Source organism: Aurantimonas sp. Leaf443 (assembly GCF_001425575.1).
In the GTDB taxonomy this organism is placed as follows: domain Bacteria; phylum Pseudomonadota; class Alphaproteobacteria; order Rhizobiales; family Rhizobiaceae; genus Leaf443.
Map to the genome: position 1 here is coordinate 113,898 of NZ_LMRD01000001.1, position 15,048 is coordinate 128,945.

The window sequence follows — 15,048 nt, forward strand, 5'->3', positions numbered from 1 at the left end:
GCATCGGCGCATCGAGCCGCCGCCGCATGGCGAAGAGCGTGGGGAGAGCGTGTCGCCGCTCCCGCCCGGACCCTTTGGCGATGCCACAGACCTTGAGGATGCCCTTCCCGATGCCGAGCCCACGCCGCGCCGGACCTGCCGCCGCCATCGCCCTGTGCCTCTGCGGGCCGGCGCTCGCGCAAGACGCCTCCACGCAGCCGCCGGCGCCCCCGCCGGCCGAGGCCCGCACGCTGCCCGATGCGCCCAAGCCCGCGCCCGGCGCCACCCAGAAGATCGGCGCCGTCACCACCTTCACCCTCGGCAACGGCCTGCAGGTCGTGGTGCTGCCGGACCGGCGCGCCCCGGTCGTCACGCAGATGGTCTATTACAAGGTCGGCTCGGCCGACGAGACGCCCGGCAAGAGCGGCAATGCGCATTTCCTCGAACACCTGATGTTCAAGGGCACGAAGACCCATCCCGCCGGCGAGTTCTCGGCCCGCGTCGCCGAGATCGGCGGCCAGGAGAACGCCTTCACCACGTCCGACTATACCGGCTACTACCAGCAGGTGCCGGCGGACGCCCTGAAGATGGTGATGGAGTTCGAGTCCGACCGCATGGCCAATCTCGTCCTCTCCGACGAGGCCGTCCTGCCCGAGCGCGACGTGATCCTGGAGGAGCGGCGCATGCGGGTCGATTCCGACCCCGGCTCCAAGCTCTCGGAGGCCGTGCAGTCCGCGCTCTTCCAGAACAGCCCCTACGGCCTGCCGGTGATCGGCTGGCGTCCGGAGATCGAGGCGCTGTCGCGCGCCGACGCCATCGCCTTCTACGACAAGTACTATACGCCCAACAACGCGATCCTGCTCGTGGCCGGCGATGTCGACGAGGCGACCGTTCGAACGCTCGCCGAGGAGACCTACGGCAAGCTGGAGCGGCGCGCCGAGCCGGGGCCGCGCAAGCGCCCGGCCGAGCCCGAGCCCGTGGCCGAGCGCGACGTGAAGCTCTCCGATCCGCGCGTCACCCAGCCGAGCCTGCAGACGCTCTATCTCGTGCCCTCCGACACGACGGCGCGCGACGGCGAGGCCGAGGCGCTCGACATCCTCTCCGACATCCTGGGCTCGGGCACGACGAGCCGGCTCTACCGCGCGCTCGTCGTTGACAAGGGCATCGCCGCGGCCACCGGCGCCTATTATGCGGGCACCGCGCTCGACGACGGCCAGTTCGTCACCTACGGCACGCCGCGCGGCGAGGCCGACCTTGAGGCGATCGAGGCGGGCATCGCCGAGGAGGTGGCCAAGCTCCAGCGCGACGGCATCACCGAGGCCGAGCTGGAGCGCGCCAAGAACCGCGTGCGCAAGAACGTCATCTATCTCAAGGACAGCCAGACCGCGATGGCGCGCCGGCTGGGCGCCGCGCTCGCCACCGGCCGCACGATCGAGGATGTCGAGACCTGGCCGCAGCGCATCGAGGCCGTGACGGTGGATCAGGTGAACGCCGTCGCCCGCAAATACCTGAAGCCCGAGCGCTCGGTGAGCGGCTACCTTCTGCCGGCCGACCGGACGGCGGCCGAGGCCGCCCCGGCGCCTGCGCCGGCCGCCGCCCCCGCCGCTCCGCGCACGTGAAGGCCCCAAGGACCGCCATGATGAACTTCCGCTCCCCCGTCCTCTTCGCGCCGCTTCTCGCCCTTCTCCTCGCCGGTCCGGCATCGGCCGTCGAGATCGAGGCGGTCACCAGCCCCGGCGGCATCAAGGCGCTGCTCGTCGAGGACTATGCCAACCCGCTGATCGCGATGAAATTCGCCTTCGAGGGCGCCGGCTCCACGCAGGACGAGCCCGGCCGCGAGGGCACCGCCAACCTTCTCACTGGCCTTCTCGACGAGGGCGCCGGCGACATCGCGAGCCAGGCCTTCCAGGAGAAGCTCGACGAGCTCGGCGTCTCCATGGGCTTCGATGCCAGCTCCGACAATTTCACCGGCTCCTTCCAGACCATCGTCGAGGACAAGGACGAGGCCTTCGACCTCCTGCGCCTCGCGCTGAACGAGCCGCGCTTCGACGAGGAGCCGGTCGCGCGCATCCGCGGGCAGATCGTCACCGGCATCCGCGCGTCGGAAAACGATCCGGGCACGCTCGCGGGCGACGCCTTCCGCGAGACGCTGTTTCCCGGCCACCCCTATTCGCGCCGCACCGAGGGCACGGCCGAGACGCTGGCGGGCGTCGGCAAGCCCGAGCTCGACGCCTTCCGCCGCCGCGTGATGGCGCGCGACAACCTCGTCGTCGGCGTCGTCGGGGCGATCGATCCCAAGACCCTCGGCCAGGTTCTCGACCGCGTCTTCGGCGCCCTGCCGGAAAAGGCCGACCTCAAGCCCGTGCCGGACGTGGCGCCCGTGCTCGGCAAGCGGATCGACGTGGAACTGGCCGTGCCCCAGACCACGATCCGCTTCGCCCTGCCGGGCGTGAAGCGCGCCGACAAGGACTTCTTCGCCGCCTATCTCATGAACCACGTGCTCGGCGGCGGGTCCTTCACCTCGCGCCTCTACGAGGAGATCCGCGAGAAGCGGGGCCTCGCCTACGGCGCGGGCTCGTATCTGGCGACCTACGACCATGCCGCGCTGATCGGCGGCTCCACCGCCACGCGCGCCGACAAGGCGGGCGAGAGCGTCGCCATCATCAGGGCCGAGCTGAAGCGCATGGCCGAGAACGGGCCGACGCCGGAGGAACTCGCCAAGGCCAAGGCCTATGTGAAGGGCTCCTACGCCATCCAGAACCTCGACAGCTCGCTCGCCATCGCCTCGACGCTGGTCGGCATTCAGCTCGACGATCTCGGCATCGCCTATATCGACGAGCGACAGGCCCTCATCGACAAGGTCTCGCTCGACGACGTCAAGCGCGTCGCCCGGGCGCTGCTCTCGGCCGAGCCGACCATCGTGACCGTCGGTCCTTCGGGGGCCTGACGATGGGGGCCGCCTCGCACCCGCCCTTCGCGCTCGCGCTCGGCGGGGGCGGCGCGCGGGGCATCGCGCATATCCACGTCCTGGAGGCGATGGACGAGCTCGGCGTGCGCCCGGCGCGCATCGCCGGCTCCTCGATCGGGGCGATGATGGGCGCCGGCTACGCGGCGGGCCTGACGGGCGCCGACATCCGCGCCCATACGCTGGAGACCTTCGTGCACCGGCGCGCCGTCGCCGCGCGCGTCTGGCAGGCGCGGCCCACGAGCCTGCGCGACTTCTTCGCCGATGGCGGCGTGCGCTTCGGGCAGCTGAACGCCGTGCGCCTTCTCAAGGTCTTCCTGCCCTCGGCCATCCCCGAGCGGTTCGAGGATCTCTCGATCCCGCTCGGCGTCATGGCGACGGACTTCTTCGCCCATGTGGAATGCGAGATCGACAGCGGCGATCTCGTCTCCGCGCTCGCCGGCTCCATCGCGCTGCCCGCCGTCTTCCGTCCCGTGCGGCGCGAGGATCGCGTCCTCATCGACGGCGGCATCTTCAACCCGCTGCCTTTCGACCGCCTCTCCGGCCAGGGGCGGGCGGTCGTGGCCGTCGATGTCAACGGCGCGCCGCAGGCCCGCGGCGGCCTCCTGCCGACGCCGATGGAAGCCATGGTCGGCGCCTCGCAGCTGATGATGATGTCGATCATCGAGACCAAGCTGCGCGTCGATCCGCCCGACCTCGTCTTCCGCCCGGACGTCTCGGCCTTCCGCGTCTTCGACTTCCTGCGCACGCCCGAGATCCTGTCGGCGACGTCGGGCCTGAAGGAGGACGCCAAGCGCGCGCTGGCGAGGCTTCTCGACCGGCCCGGGGCAGAGGCCGGTCGCTCGGGCGCCGCGGCGAGGGAGACGGCGGTCGCGGTGATCTAGCCGGAAGCGGCGGCCTCGAGGAAGCGCATCAGCCCGGTCTCGACGCGCGTCAGCCCCTCGCGCGGGCGCCCCTTCAGGAGGTCGGGAGAGAGGGTCTGCGCCTCGTAGGCCTCGACAATGCCCGGATGCACGTAGCTCGTGCGCGCCACGGCCGGCGTGTTGCGCAGGGTCTGCGACACCGAGCGCATGGCGGCGGCGACGGCGCGGCGGCGCTTGGCCTCGCTCGGCGCCTCGCCGGCCTCCTCCAGAAGAAAGCGCAAAGCCTCGGCCGAGCCGTGGAAGGTGCGGAAGTCCTTGGCCGAGACGCGGGCGCCGGCCGCGTCCTGGATGTAGTCGTTGAGAAGCGTCGCCGTCAGGTCGCGCTGGCCGTGCTTCTCGTCGCTGTAGCGGAAGAGGCGCTGGCCCGCGCCCTGGCGCACGCGCGCGAGCGAGGAGACGAGCGTGCGGTCGGCGATCTCGACGCGGTTCGGCTGCGCCGACTTGCCGACGAATTTCAGCACCGCCGTCTTTTTGACGATGCGCAGGTTCTGCTTGCGCAGGGAGGCGACGCCCCGTCCGCCGTCCTCGGCGTATTTCTCGTGGCCCGGCCGCATGGACGCGACGTCGATGAGGCGCGTGGCGACCGCGGAGGTCACCGTCCGGTCCAGCTTGCGCCGCCGCATGTCGGCCTCAATGCGCCGGCGCAGCTTCGGCAGCGCCTTGCCGAAGCGCAGGAGCCGCTCGGTCTTCACCGCGTTGCGCACCTCCACCCAGCGGTCGTGGTAGCGATATTGCACGCGGCCCTTCTCGTCGCGGCCCGTCGCCTGGATATGGCCGTTCTCCTCCACGCAGATGCGCACGTCCCGCCAAGCGGGCGGCAGAACCAGCGCCTTGACCCGCGCCTTCAGCCGCTTGTCGTGGATCGGCTCGCCGGTGCGGAAGCAGACCTTGAAGCCGCGCCCGTGGCGGCGCCGCTCGGCGGTGAAGCTCTCGGGATCGACCATCGACAGGCCGAACTGCTCGGCGTGAAAGGCAAGGCGCTTGTCCATCGACCGAAAGGGGCTCCTCCATCCCCGCCGGGACCTCTCAGGTCCCGGCGCGTGGAGACAAACGGGCGCCCCGAACGCCCGGTTCCCCGCCGGTGCTGCGACGAAACGGCCGCCGGGCGGGCGGGAACGAAGGCGGCGCGGCCGGGTTCGACTCGCCGATCGACCACCCGACGGAGAACGAGGCCATGTCAAAATTTCGCAAGGGCGAGCATGTGGAATGGAAGTGGGGCAACGGCACCGCGACCGGCAAGATCGCCGAACGCTTCACCGAGAAGGTGACGCGAACGATCAAGGGCGAGGAGATCACCCGAAACGCCGACAACGACAATCCGGCCTATCTCGTGGAGCAGGAGGACGGGTCCAGGGCGCTGAAGTCGGAATCCGAACTCTCCAAGCCCAAGGGCTGAGCCAAGGGCCGGCGGGCCGGTCTCAGGCCGGCTCGCGCACCTTCGGGGGCTTGGGCCGCACCAGCGGTTCGGGCCGCACGACGCGCGTCGTCACCATGTCGCGGCCGGCATAGATGCCCTCGGCCTGCTGCACCAGGAGCCGGTCGCGATCGCGCCGGCGCACGTCCTCCACGATGCGCTCCGCCAGCGCGTCCTCGATGCCGAGGCCGTCCAGCGTCGCGCCGCCGAAGACGAGGGCGGATTCCACCGTCTCGCGGATCTCGAAATCGACCCCGCGCGCCATCAGCGACAGCGAATGGGAGCGGTCGTAGGAGCGCACGAAGAGGCGCACGTTCGGGTATTCGACCCGGATGAGGTCGACGATCCGGTCCGTGACCTCGCGCGAATTGGTGCACACGCAGACGAGCTTGGCCCGCCTGATGCCGGCGGCCTCGAGCACGTCGAGGCGCATGCCCGAGCCGAAGAAGATGCGGAAGCCGAACTCGGTCGCGTTGCGGATGCGCTCGGCCGAGGAATCGAGGATCGTCACCTCCGTGCCGCTCGACAGGAGCACCTGCGCGACGATCTGCCCGAAGCGCGAGAAGCCGATGAGGAGGACGTCCGACCCCGCTCCCTCGAACGTCTCCTCCATCTCCTCGCCGGGCTCGCTCGTCTGGGGCAGGCGCCGGGCAAGCGCGGCCACGAGCGGCGTCAGCGCCATGGAGGCGGTGACGATGGCGATGAGCACCGAGGCGCTCTCGCGCGACACGATGAGGCTGGAGGCGGCGGCGGTGAAGAGGACGAAGCCGAACTCGCCGCCCTGCGGCAGGAGCGTCGCCACCTTGAACGCGTCGCGCCGCCCCTGCCCGAACAGGCGGCAGAGCCCGTAGAGCACGAGCCCCTTCACGGCGAAGAGAACGGGGATCGCCACCACGATCGCCAGCCAGTGCTCCTGCAGCACCTGCAGGTCGAGCGACAGGCCGACGGCGATGAAGAAGAGGCCGAGGAGGAGCCCGCGGAAGGGCTCGATATTGGCCTCCAGCTCGTGCCGGTAGGAGGATTCGGCCAGGAGCACGCCGGCGAGGAAGGCGCCCATCGCCATCGAGAAGCCGGCCAGGGCCATCGCCATGGCCGATCCGAGCACGACGAGGAGCGCGGCGCCCAGCATCACCTCGCGCGCGCCGGCCGTCGCGATCAGCCGGAACACGGGATTGAGGAGGAAGCGCCCGGCAAGCACCAGCGCGACGAGCGAGCCGACGGAGACGGCGACGTCGGCGAGGCCTGGGCTTTCGCCGGTGGCGAACGGCGCCAGGAAGGGCAGGAGGGCCAGGAGCGGCACGACCGCGAGGTCCTGGAAGAGGAGGATCGAGAAGGCCGTCTGCCCGTGCCGGTCGTTGGTCTCGCCCGCATCGTCCAGGAGCTGCAGGCCGATGGCGGTGGAGGAGAGGGCGAGGCCGAAGCCGACGATCACCGCCCCCTGCCAGGTCGGCAGGGCGAGGCTGGCGGCGCCCGTCAGCGCCAGACCCGAGACCACGACCTGCGCGAGCCCGAGGCCGAAGATCTGCCGGCGCAGCGCCCACAGGCGCGAGGCCTGCAGTTCGAGGCCGATGAGGAACAGGAGGAAGACGACGCCGAGTTCGCCGATATGCAGGATCTCGCCGTCATGCGCATCGATCAGCCGCAGCACGGGCCCGAGGACGATGCCCGCCACGAGATAGCCGAGCACCGTGCCGAGCCCCATGCGCTTGAACAGCGTTCCGGCGAAGGTGCCGCCCGCCAGCAGCAGCACGACGGTCAGGAAGAGCGGGCTGGTTGCTTCCAAGGCGAGAGACGGTTCCTATGTACGGGCCACCGAAGCCGCATGCCGAGACGATGAGCGCTTGATGGCGGCCGCGCCGCACAATAGATGGTTTGAAACCATAAGCCAGAAGGCTCCCCATGCAAGACGACACCGCGCGCCTCCTGACGCTTGCCGAGCGCCTCATCGAGATCGCAGGCAGGGCCGGAGCCGACGCGAGCGACGCGGCGGTGGTGCGCTCCTTCGGCCGCTCCGCCACCGTGCGCCTCGGCAAGGTGGAGGACACCGAGAGCGCCGAGAGCGAGGATCTGTCACTGCGCGTCTTCGTCGGCCAGCGCGTCGCCACCGTCTCGGCGGACATCCATGCCGATCTGGAGCGTCTCGCGGAACGCGCCGTCGCCATGGCCCGCGTCTCGCCCGAGGATCGCTTCGCAGGCCTCGCCGACCCCTCGCTCCTCGCCACCGGCCCGCTCGATCTCGACCTCCACGACGCGACCGAACTGCCGGCCGCGCGGCTCGTCGAGGAGGCGCTGGAGATGGAGGCCGCCGCGCTCGCCGTGTCCGGCGTCACGAATTCGGGCGGCGCCTCGGTCTCGGCCGGCTCCAGCGGCCTCGTCCTCGCCACCTCCACCGGCTTCCTCGGCCATCGCATGCGCTCGGGCTTCTCGCGCTCGGTGAGCGTCATCGCCGGCGAGGGCACCGCCATGCAGCGCGATTACGAGTTCGATTCGCGCATCCACTATGCCGATCTCGACGATCCCGCGGGCATCGGCCGGCGCGCCGGCGAGCGCGCGGCCCGGCGCGTGAACCCGCGCAAGGTTCCGACCGGGCGCTATCCGGTCGTCTTCGACCCGCGCCTGTCGCGCGGCCTCGTCGGCTCGATCCTCTCGGCCATCAACGGCGCGGCCATCGCCCGCGGCACGAGTTTCCTGAAGGACCGCATGGGCGAGGCGATCCTTCCCCCAGGCATCGACCTCGTCGACGACCCGCTCCTGGCGCGCCGGCCCGGCTCGCGCCCCTTCGACGGCGAGGGCGTGCGGACCGGCGCGCTGAAGCTCGTGGAGGACGGCGTCCTGAAGAGCTGGATCCTCGACACGGCGACCGGCCGCGAGCTCGGGCTCGCCACCAACGGGCGCGCCTCGCGCGGGGGCGGGGGCGTGTCGCCGTCCTCGACCAACGTCACCATGTCGGCGGGCGAGCGCAGCCCGCAGGAGCTGATCGCCTCGATCGATTGCGGGCTCTACGTGGATGAACTGATCGGCCAGGGCGTCAATCTCGTCACCGGCGACTACAGCCGCGGGGCGTCCGGCTATCTCATCGAGAAGGGCGAGCTGACCCATCCGATCTCCGAGATCACCATTGCCGGCAACCTGCGCGACATGCTCCTCTCGCTGGTGCCGGCCAACGACCGCGACGAGCGCTTCTCCACCGTCGCGCCCACCCTGCTCGTGCCCTCCATGACGGTGGCGGGCGCATGAGCGACACGCCCGCAGTCGCCGACGATCTCGCCCTCCTGAAGGAGGCGGCCCGCGAGGCCGGCCGCATCGCCATGCGCTTCTTCCGCAAGGACGCGCAGGTCTGGTGGAAGGAGGGCAACTCGCCCGTCAGCGAGGCGGACCTCGCGGTGGACGGCTTCCTGCGCGAGACGCTGCTGCATGCGCGCCCCGACTACGGCTGGCTCTCGGAGGAGACCGCGCCGCTCGACAGCGCCGCCTCGCGCGAGGGCCGCTTCTTCGTGGTCGACCCGATCGACGGCACGCGCGCCTTCCTGCGCGGCGACGACGACTGGTGCGTGTCGCTGGCCGTCGTCTCGGGCGGGCGGCCCGTCGCCGGCGTGATCGACGCGCCCTCGCGCGAGGAAGTCTATCTCGCCACCGCCGAGAGCGAGGCCAGCCTCAACGGCGAGACGATCCGCGTCGCCGAGCCCGGCCGGGACGACCGGCTGCGGCTCGCCATGCCCGACCCCATGCGCCGCCGGCTGGAGGGCGCGCCGGCCGGGCGCGGCGTCGAGGCGCAGCGCAACGTGCCCTCGCTCGCCTACCGTCTCGCGCTCGTCGCCAGCGGGCGCATCGACGCCACGCTCATCCGCCCGCGCGCCTGCGACTGGGACATCGCCGCCGGCGACCTCATCCTGGAGCGCGCCGGCGGCCATCTCACCGCCCATGGCGGCGGCGCGCCGGTCTACGAGATCGCCGGGCGCCGCCACGGGCTCCTGATGGCGGGGCCGCCCTGGGCGCGGGGCCGCCTCGACGAACTCGGCGCCTACCTCGCCGACTGAGGCCCGCCCGCAGCCGCGGCACGCGGCGTTCGGTCGGGAAGACGGCGGGCCGGGACGATCCCTGCGCGGCGGGCTTTCAGGTCCCGCCGCCGATCCACGAGAAGGAAGGAAAGACCATGGTCGAGGAAACCGAGCCCAAGCAGCGCCTGCATCTCGTCTTCGGCGGCGAGCTGAAGACGCTCGACGGCGTCGATTTCAGGGATCTCTCAGGCCTTGATATCGTCGGAATCTTCCCGGACTACGCCAGTGCCCAGATGGCCTGGCGGGCCAAGGCCCAGCAGACCGTCGACAACGCGATGATGCGCTACTTCATCGTGCACATGCACCGGCTCCTCGAGCCCGAGGCGCAGTGAGGGAGCCAGACGACGAGCGGGAGCCGATGTCCTTCGCAGAGACGATGACGCCCGACCGATCGCACGCCGCCGCCTCGCCATCGCGCCCGCAGGACAAGGCCGCCCGCAAGGGCTGGGCGAAGCGCGTCTCGGCCCGGCTGCGCCGCTGGCGGCGCGGCGTCCTGCGCTCGCCGGCGGCGACGCGCGTGTTCGGACGCGCGATCTACGGCGCCCTGCGCCTCGTGGAGGCGACGCAGAGGGTCGCGCCCGGATCGAGCGACGCGCGCGCGCATCTCTCCTCGCAGCATCCCGCCATCGTCGCGCTCTGGCACGGGCAGCATCTCCTGGCGCCGCTCCTGCGCCCGCGCGAGCTGCCCTATGTCGCGCTCCTCTCGCGCAATGCCGACGCCGCCGTGAACGCCGACGTGGTCGCGCGCTTCGGCATCGAGACCGTGCGCGGCTCGGGCGGGCGGGTGCGCGAGGCGGCCTCGCGCAAGGGCGGCGTCGCGGCCCTCATCGCGCTGCGCCGCGCCCTCTCGCGCGGCTTCGGCGTCTGCATGATCGCCGACGTGCCGAAGGGCACGCCGCGCGACGCGGGGCTCGGCATCGTCACGCTGGCGCGCATTTCCGGCCGGCCGATCCTGCCGTCGGCCGCCGTCACCTCGCGCCGCCTCGTGCTCGCCTCCACCTGGGACCGCACGACCCTGCCGCTGCCCTTCGGACGTCTGGCGGTCGTCGTCGGCGCGCCCATCCTCGTGCCGGAGGATGCGGACGCGGCCCTTCTCGAAGAAAAGCGCCTCGCGCTCACCGCCGCCCTCGAAGCGGCCAATGTCGAGGCCGAACGCCTCGCGGATATCCGCCCATGAGCGACGCTTTCGCCAAGGCCGCCCTCTCGGCCTATCGCCTCGCCGGTTCGCTCGCCTATCCCATGCTCGGCCCCTATGTCGGGCTGCGCGTCTCGCGCGGCAAGGAGGAGGCCGCCCGCCGGCGCGAGCGCTACGGCGTCGCCGGCACCGAGCGCCCGGCCGGGCCGCTGGTCTGGGTCCATGCGGCGAGCGTCGGCGAGAGCATGGCCGTCGCCCCGCTCGTGCGCCTCATCGCCGAGAGCGGCATCGCCGTGGTGATGACCACGGGCACGGTGACCTCGGCCGCCCTCGTGGAGGACCGGCTCGGCGACTGCGCCATCCACCAATACGTACCGATCGACATGAAGGGGCCGGTCTGCCGCTTCCTCGACCATTGGCGTCCGGATCTGGCGATCGTCGCCGAGAGCGAGATCTGGCCGCTGACCATGACGGAACTGGCGCGGCGGCGCGTGCCGCAGGTCCTCGTCAATGCCCGCCTCTCGGACCGGTCCTTCAAGCGGTGGAAGTCGGCGCCCTGGCTTGCCGAGGCGCTGTTCGAGGGGCTCGCTCATGTCGTGGCGCAGTCCGACATCGACGGCGAGCGCTTCCACGTGCTCGGCGCGCGCACCGTCACCGTCGCCGGCAATCTGAAGGCCGACGTGCAGCCGCCGCCGGACCAGGCGGACGAGGTCGCGGCGCTGCGCCATGTCCTCGGCGACCGCCCGCGCTGGGCCGCCGTCTCCACCCATGCCGGCGAGGAGGCGATCGTCGCCGAGACGCATCTGACGCTGAAGGAGCGTCACGAGCGCATCGTCACCGTTCTCGTGCCGCGCCATGCCGACCGCGGCGAGACCATCGCGCGCGATCTCGAGAAGCTCGGCCTCTCCGTGCGCCGGCGCAGCCTCGGCGAGATGCCGGACGAGACGACCGACATCCTCCTCGGCGACACGATGGGCGAGATGGGCCTCTATCTGCGTCTCATCGACATCGTCTTCATGGGCAAGTCGCTGGTGGGCCAAGGCGGGCAGAACCCGCTGGAGGCGGCCATGCTCGGCAGCGCCATCCTGTCCGGGCGCTACGTGCAGAATTTCCGCGACGTCTACCAGCGCCTCCTGAAGAACGGCGGGGCGCGGCTCGTGGCCGACGGCGAGGGGCTCGTCGACTATGTCGACCAGCTCCTCACGGAGCCGGAACTGCGCGCCCGCATGGCGGCGGCGGCCAATGTCACGGTGGGGGAGATGCGCGGCGCGCTGGCGCGCACGCTGCAGGCGCTGCACCCGTTCCTGCACCCGTTGCGCCTCTCGCTCAGCCTCGAGCAGCGGGGCCGCTCCGCCCTCCTGCGTTGACGGGTCTTCAGGCGCCGTCCTTCTGGTGGCGTGGAACGGGCTCGCCGGCCTCGATCCTGCTCGCGCCCTTCGCCGCCCTCTACGGGCGCGCCGCGCTGCGCAACATGGCGCGCGGCGAGCGGGCCGAGACGGGCGTGCCGGTGCTCTGCGTCGGCAATCTCACGGTCGGCGGCGGCGGCAAGACGCCGACCGCGCTGGCGCTCGGGCGCGCCGCGCTTGGCCTCGGCCTCACGCCGGGCTTCGTCTCGCGCGGCTACGGGCGCAAGGGGCGCGGGGCGACGATGGTCGATCCCGCCCGACATACGGCCGCGGATGTCGGCGACGAACCCCTGCTTCTCGCATCTCTCGCCCCAACGGCCGTCGCCGTGGACCGCAAGCAGGCCGCCCGCCTCCTGACGCAGGAGCGCGGCTGCGATCTCCTCATCATGGACGACGGCTTTCAGAGCGCGCGTCTTGCCATCGACTACGCGCTCGTCGTCGTCGACGCGCGGCGCGGGCTCGGCAACGGCCGCGTCCTGCCCGCGGGGCCCCTGCGCGCGCCGCTGCCCGAGCAGGTGCAGCGCCTGCAGGCCTTTCTCGTCGTGGGGGAGGGGCCGGGGGCCGAGCCGACCGTGCGGCTGGCCGCGCGCGCCAACCGGCCGGTCTTCGAGGCCGCGATCCTGCCCTTGGCGGGCGAGCGGCTGGCGGGCCTTCGCTGCCTCGCGTTTGCGGGCATCGCCGATCCGACGAAGTTCTTCGCGAGCCTGAAGGCTGTCGGCGCCGAGATCGCAGAGGCGCGCGCCTTTCCAGATCACCATGCCTTCACGAGGGCGGAGATGGACGCGCTCTCGGCCCGGGCCTGGCGGGAGGGGCTGCAGCTCGTGACGACCGCCAAGGACGCCGCGCGCCTGCGCTCCGGCGGTCAGGCGGGCCAGTTCTTCCTCGCCGAATGCGAGGTGCTGGACGTCGAGCTGCGCTTTTCCTCGCCCCTTCAGGCGCAGCGCATCCTGGCCGAGACGCTCGAGGCCTTCCGGCATCGGCGCCTCGCCTGAGATCGGGCGCTCAGCGCTTGCCGGCGCGCGCCTCCGCTTCGCGGCGATAGGAGGCCTCGGCGTCGCGATAGGCTTCCTGGCGCTCCACGCTCCAGTATTTCAGGAGATCGAGCGGGATCTCCTCGCCGGTGACGGCGCAGCGCACGAAGGCGCCGGGCCGCACGACCTGGAAGTCGGGCGTCCCGTATTTCAGCTTGGCTTCCCCGCCACCTTCCGCCCGGTTCATCATCGCTCGTCCTCGCGTCCGCAAAGCGAACGGGTTAGGAGATCGCGCCCGCCCCGTCAAATGCCGGGGCCGGCTGGCCAATCGGAGCGCTCAGCGCCGCCCGAACATGCGCTCGATGTCGGCGAGCTTCAGCGCGATGAAGGTCGGGCGCCCGTGGTTGCAGGTGCCCGAGCCCGGCACGGCCTCCATACTCCGCAACAGCGCGTTCATCTCATCCGCCTTCAGGATGCGGCCCGAGCGCACCGAGCCGTGGCAGGCCACCGTCGCCGCAACATGGTCGATGCGCGCGCGCAGCGCGTCCGGCGTGCCGGCCTCGGCGAGCTCGTCGGCGATGTCGCGCACGAGGCGCCCGCAATCGACGGCGCCCAGGATCGAGGGCGTCTCGCGCACCGCGACGGCGCCCGGCCCGAAGCGCTCGATCGACAGGCCGAGGCGGGCCAGCGTTTCCGCCGCCTCCGCCAGCCGGTCGGCATCCTCCTCCGAGACGGCCACGATCTCCGGGATGAGCAGGAATTGCGAGGCCAGCGCCCCGCCGCCGTAGAGCGCGCCCTTCAGCGCCTCGTAGACGAGCCGCTCGTGCGCGGCATGCTGGTCGACGATGACGATCCCGTCCTGCGTCTCCGCGACGATGAAGTTGCCGTGGATCTGCGCCCGCGCCGCGCCGAGCGGATGGCGCTCGGCCGGCTCCGGCGAATCCGGTTCCGGCTGGTAGGGGGTGGGTGCCTCGTCGAAGCCGAAGGCCTCGCGCGCTGGCGGGGCGCGGACCCCGTCGAGCGGCCGAAAGGGCGAGGCGTCGGCGGAATAGGGCGTGCCGGGGGAGAAGCTGCCGGGCGCGAAGCCCTCGAAGCGCGCCATGTCCGGCCGGCGGGGCGCGGCCGTCACCGGCGCGTCGGCGCGGCCCTCGGCGCGCGGGGCGCCGCCGGCAAAGCGCGCCATCAGCCCGCCGGCATTGGCGGTGGAGGAGCGAAGGCCGTCTTGCGCGAAGCGCTGGCGCAGCGCGCCGACGATGAGGCCGCGCACGAGGCCGGGATCGCGGAAGCGCACGTCCGCCTTGGCCGGATGGACGTTGACGTCGACGAGCTCGGGATCGATCTCCAGGAACAGCGCGACGACGGGATGGCGGTCCTTGGCCATCGCGTCCGCATAGGCGCCGCGCAGGGCCGAGAGCAGCATCTTGTCGCGCACCGGCCGCCCGTTGACATAGAGATACTGCGACGCGCTCGTGCCGCGCGAATAGGCGGGAAGGCCGGCATAGCCGAAGAGGCGCACGCCCTCGCGGCTCGCCTCGACCTCCAGCGCGTTCTCGGCGAACTCGGCGCCGATCACCGCGGCGAGCCGCTCCAGCGGCGCGTCCGTCATCTCGAAGACGAGGGTCGAGCGGTCGGCGCCCGACAGTTCGAAGCGGATCTGCGGGAAGGCGACGGCGATGCGCCGCACGATCTCGGTGATCGCCGCGCTCTCGGCCCGCTCGCTCTTCAGGAACTTCAGCCGCGCGGGAACGGCGTGGAAGAGGTCGCGCATCTCCACCACCGTGCCGCGCGAGAGCGCTGCCGGGCGCGGTCCCTCGCAGGCGCCGTTGGCGAGCGCCACTTCCGCGGCCGCCGCCGAGCCGACCGCGCGCGAGCGCACCGTCAGCCGGGCCACCGAGCCGATCGAGGGTAGCGCCTCGCCGCGAAAGCCGAGCGTCTCGATCCGGTCGAGCCCGTGGCCGAGCTTGGAGGTGCAGTGGCGCCGCACCGCCAGCGGCAGGTCGTCGGCCGCGATGCCGCAGCCGTCGTCGGTGACGCGCACGAGGCTGCGCCCGCCGCCGGCCGTCGCGATCTCGATGCGCGTCGAGCCGGCGTCGACGGCGTTCTCCACGAGCTCCTTCACCACGCTCGCCGGCCGTTCCACCACCTCGCCGGCGGCGATCTGGTCGACGAGATGGTCGGGAAGCTGGCGGATGGTCAT

Annotated in this window: 14 protein-coding genes; 10 read left to right on the top strand and 4 right to left on the bottom strand. The window is 71.9% G+C overall.

Annotated features, from left to right (window positions below):
- Positions 1–110: 110 nt before the first annotated feature.
- From ASG48_RS00475 to ASG48_RS00485, 3 genes are read left to right on the top strand one after another with little or no spacing between them, the layout of a single operon-like run.
- Complete coding sequence (locus ASG48_RS00475) at positions 111–1,598, top strand: pitrilysin family protein (RefSeq protein WP_055845262.1); 1,488 nt, start codon at positions 111–113, stop codon at positions 1,596–1,598.
- Positions 1,599–1,615: 17 nt separating this feature from the next.
- On the top strand, positions 1,616–2,926 hold the full coding sequence (locus tag ASG48_RS00480) for a pitrilysin family protein (protein WP_055843788.1): 1,311 nt from the start codon (positions 1,616–1,618) through the stop codon (positions 2,924–2,926).
- Positions 2,927–2,928: 2 nt separating this feature from the next.
- Positions 2,929–3,828, top strand: a complete 900-nt coding sequence (locus ASG48_RS00485; protein ID WP_055843789.1) for a patatin-like phospholipase family protein — start codon at positions 2,929–2,931, stop codon at positions 3,826–3,828.
- Here the strand turns inward: ASG48_RS00485 and ASG48_RS00490 are convergent.
- On the bottom strand, positions 3,825–4,856 hold the full coding sequence (locus ASG48_RS00490) for a DNA topoisomerase IB (RefSeq protein ID WP_055843791.1): 1,032 nt from the start codon (positions 4,854–4,856) through the stop codon (positions 3,825–3,827). The two genes, ASG48_RS00485 and ASG48_RS00490, sit on opposite strands and share 4 nt — an antisense overlap.
- 185 nt (positions 4,857–5,041) lie before the next feature.
- Between ASG48_RS00490 and ASG48_RS00495 the strand changes: the two genes are divergently transcribed.
- The gene (locus ASG48_RS00495) at positions 5,042–5,263 is read left to right on the top strand and encodes a DUF2945 domain-containing protein (protein ID WP_055845265.1); all 222 of its coding nucleotides are present in this window, start codon (positions 5,042–5,044) and stop codon (positions 5,261–5,263) included.
- A 22-nt stretch (positions 5,264–5,285) separates the two neighbouring features.
- On the opposite strand, the gene ASG48_RS00500 is transcribed toward ASG48_RS00495, so the two are convergent.
- Positions 5,286–7,064 carry a monovalent cation:proton antiporter-2 (CPA2) family protein gene (locus tag ASG48_RS00500; protein ID WP_055843793.1) on the bottom strand — a complete coding sequence of 593 codons (1,779 nt, stop codon included), beginning with the start codon at positions 7,062–7,064 and terminating at the stop codon, positions 5,286–5,288.
- A 116-nt stretch (positions 7,065–7,180) separates the two neighbouring features.
- On the opposite strand from ASG48_RS00500, the gene ASG48_RS00505 reads away from it, so the two are divergent.
- The 6 genes from ASG48_RS00505 (at position 7,181) to lpxK (ending at position 12,872) form a co-directional block, all read left to right on the top strand.
- On the top strand, positions 7,181–8,518 hold the full coding sequence (locus tag ASG48_RS00505; RefSeq protein WP_055843795.1) for a TldD/PmbA family protein: 1,338 nt from the start codon (positions 7,181–7,183) through the stop codon (positions 8,516–8,518).
- Positions 8,515–9,318: a 3'(2'),5'-bisphosphate nucleotidase CysQ gene (locus ASG48_RS00510; protein ID WP_055843797.1), complete on the top strand. Its 804-nt coding sequence runs from the start codon at positions 8,515–8,517 to the stop codon at positions 9,316–9,318. The genes ASG48_RS00505 and ASG48_RS00510 overlap by 4 nt, the downstream gene beginning before the upstream one ends.
- Positions 9,319–9,434: 116 nt before the next feature.
- On the top strand, positions 9,435–9,671 hold the full coding sequence (locus ASG48_RS00515; protein WP_055843799.1) for a DUF4170 domain-containing protein: 237 nt from the start codon (positions 9,435–9,437) through the stop codon (positions 9,669–9,671).
- 26 nt (positions 9,672–9,697) lie between these two features.
- Positions 9,698–10,516 carry a lysophospholipid acyltransferase family protein gene (locus tag ASG48_RS00520; RefSeq protein ID WP_244486658.1) on the top strand — a complete coding sequence of 273 codons (819 nt, stop codon included), beginning with the start codon at positions 9,698–9,700 and terminating at the stop codon, positions 10,514–10,516.
- On the top strand, positions 10,513–11,841 hold the full coding sequence (gene waaA, locus ASG48_RS00525) for a lipid IV(A) 3-deoxy-D-manno-octulosonic acid transferase (protein WP_055843801.1): 1,329 nt from the start codon (positions 10,513–10,515) through the stop codon (positions 11,839–11,841). The genes ASG48_RS00520 and waaA overlap by 4 nt, the downstream gene beginning before the upstream one ends.
- On the top strand, positions 11,838–12,872 hold the full coding sequence (lpxK, locus tag ASG48_RS00530; RefSeq protein WP_055843804.1) for a tetraacyldisaccharide 4'-kinase: 1,035 nt from the start codon (positions 11,838–11,840) through the stop codon (positions 12,870–12,872). The genes waaA and lpxK overlap by 4 nt, the downstream gene beginning before the upstream one ends.
- Before the next feature lie 10 nt (positions 12,873–12,882).
- On the opposite strand, the gene ASG48_RS00535 is transcribed toward lpxK, so the two are convergent.
- Together ASG48_RS00535 and mutL are read right to left on the bottom strand one after the other, a co-directional pair.
- Positions 12,883–13,101: a DUF2093 domain-containing protein gene (locus ASG48_RS00535; RefSeq protein ID WP_055843806.1), complete on the bottom strand. Its 219-nt coding sequence runs from the start codon at positions 13,099–13,101 to the stop codon at positions 12,883–12,885.
- 87 nt (positions 13,102–13,188) lie between these two features.
- Positions 13,189–15,048, bottom strand: coding sequence for a DNA mismatch repair endonuclease MutL (mutL, locus tag ASG48_RS00540; RefSeq protein ID WP_055843808.1), 1,860 nt, complete (start codon positions 15,046–15,048; stop codon positions 13,189–13,191).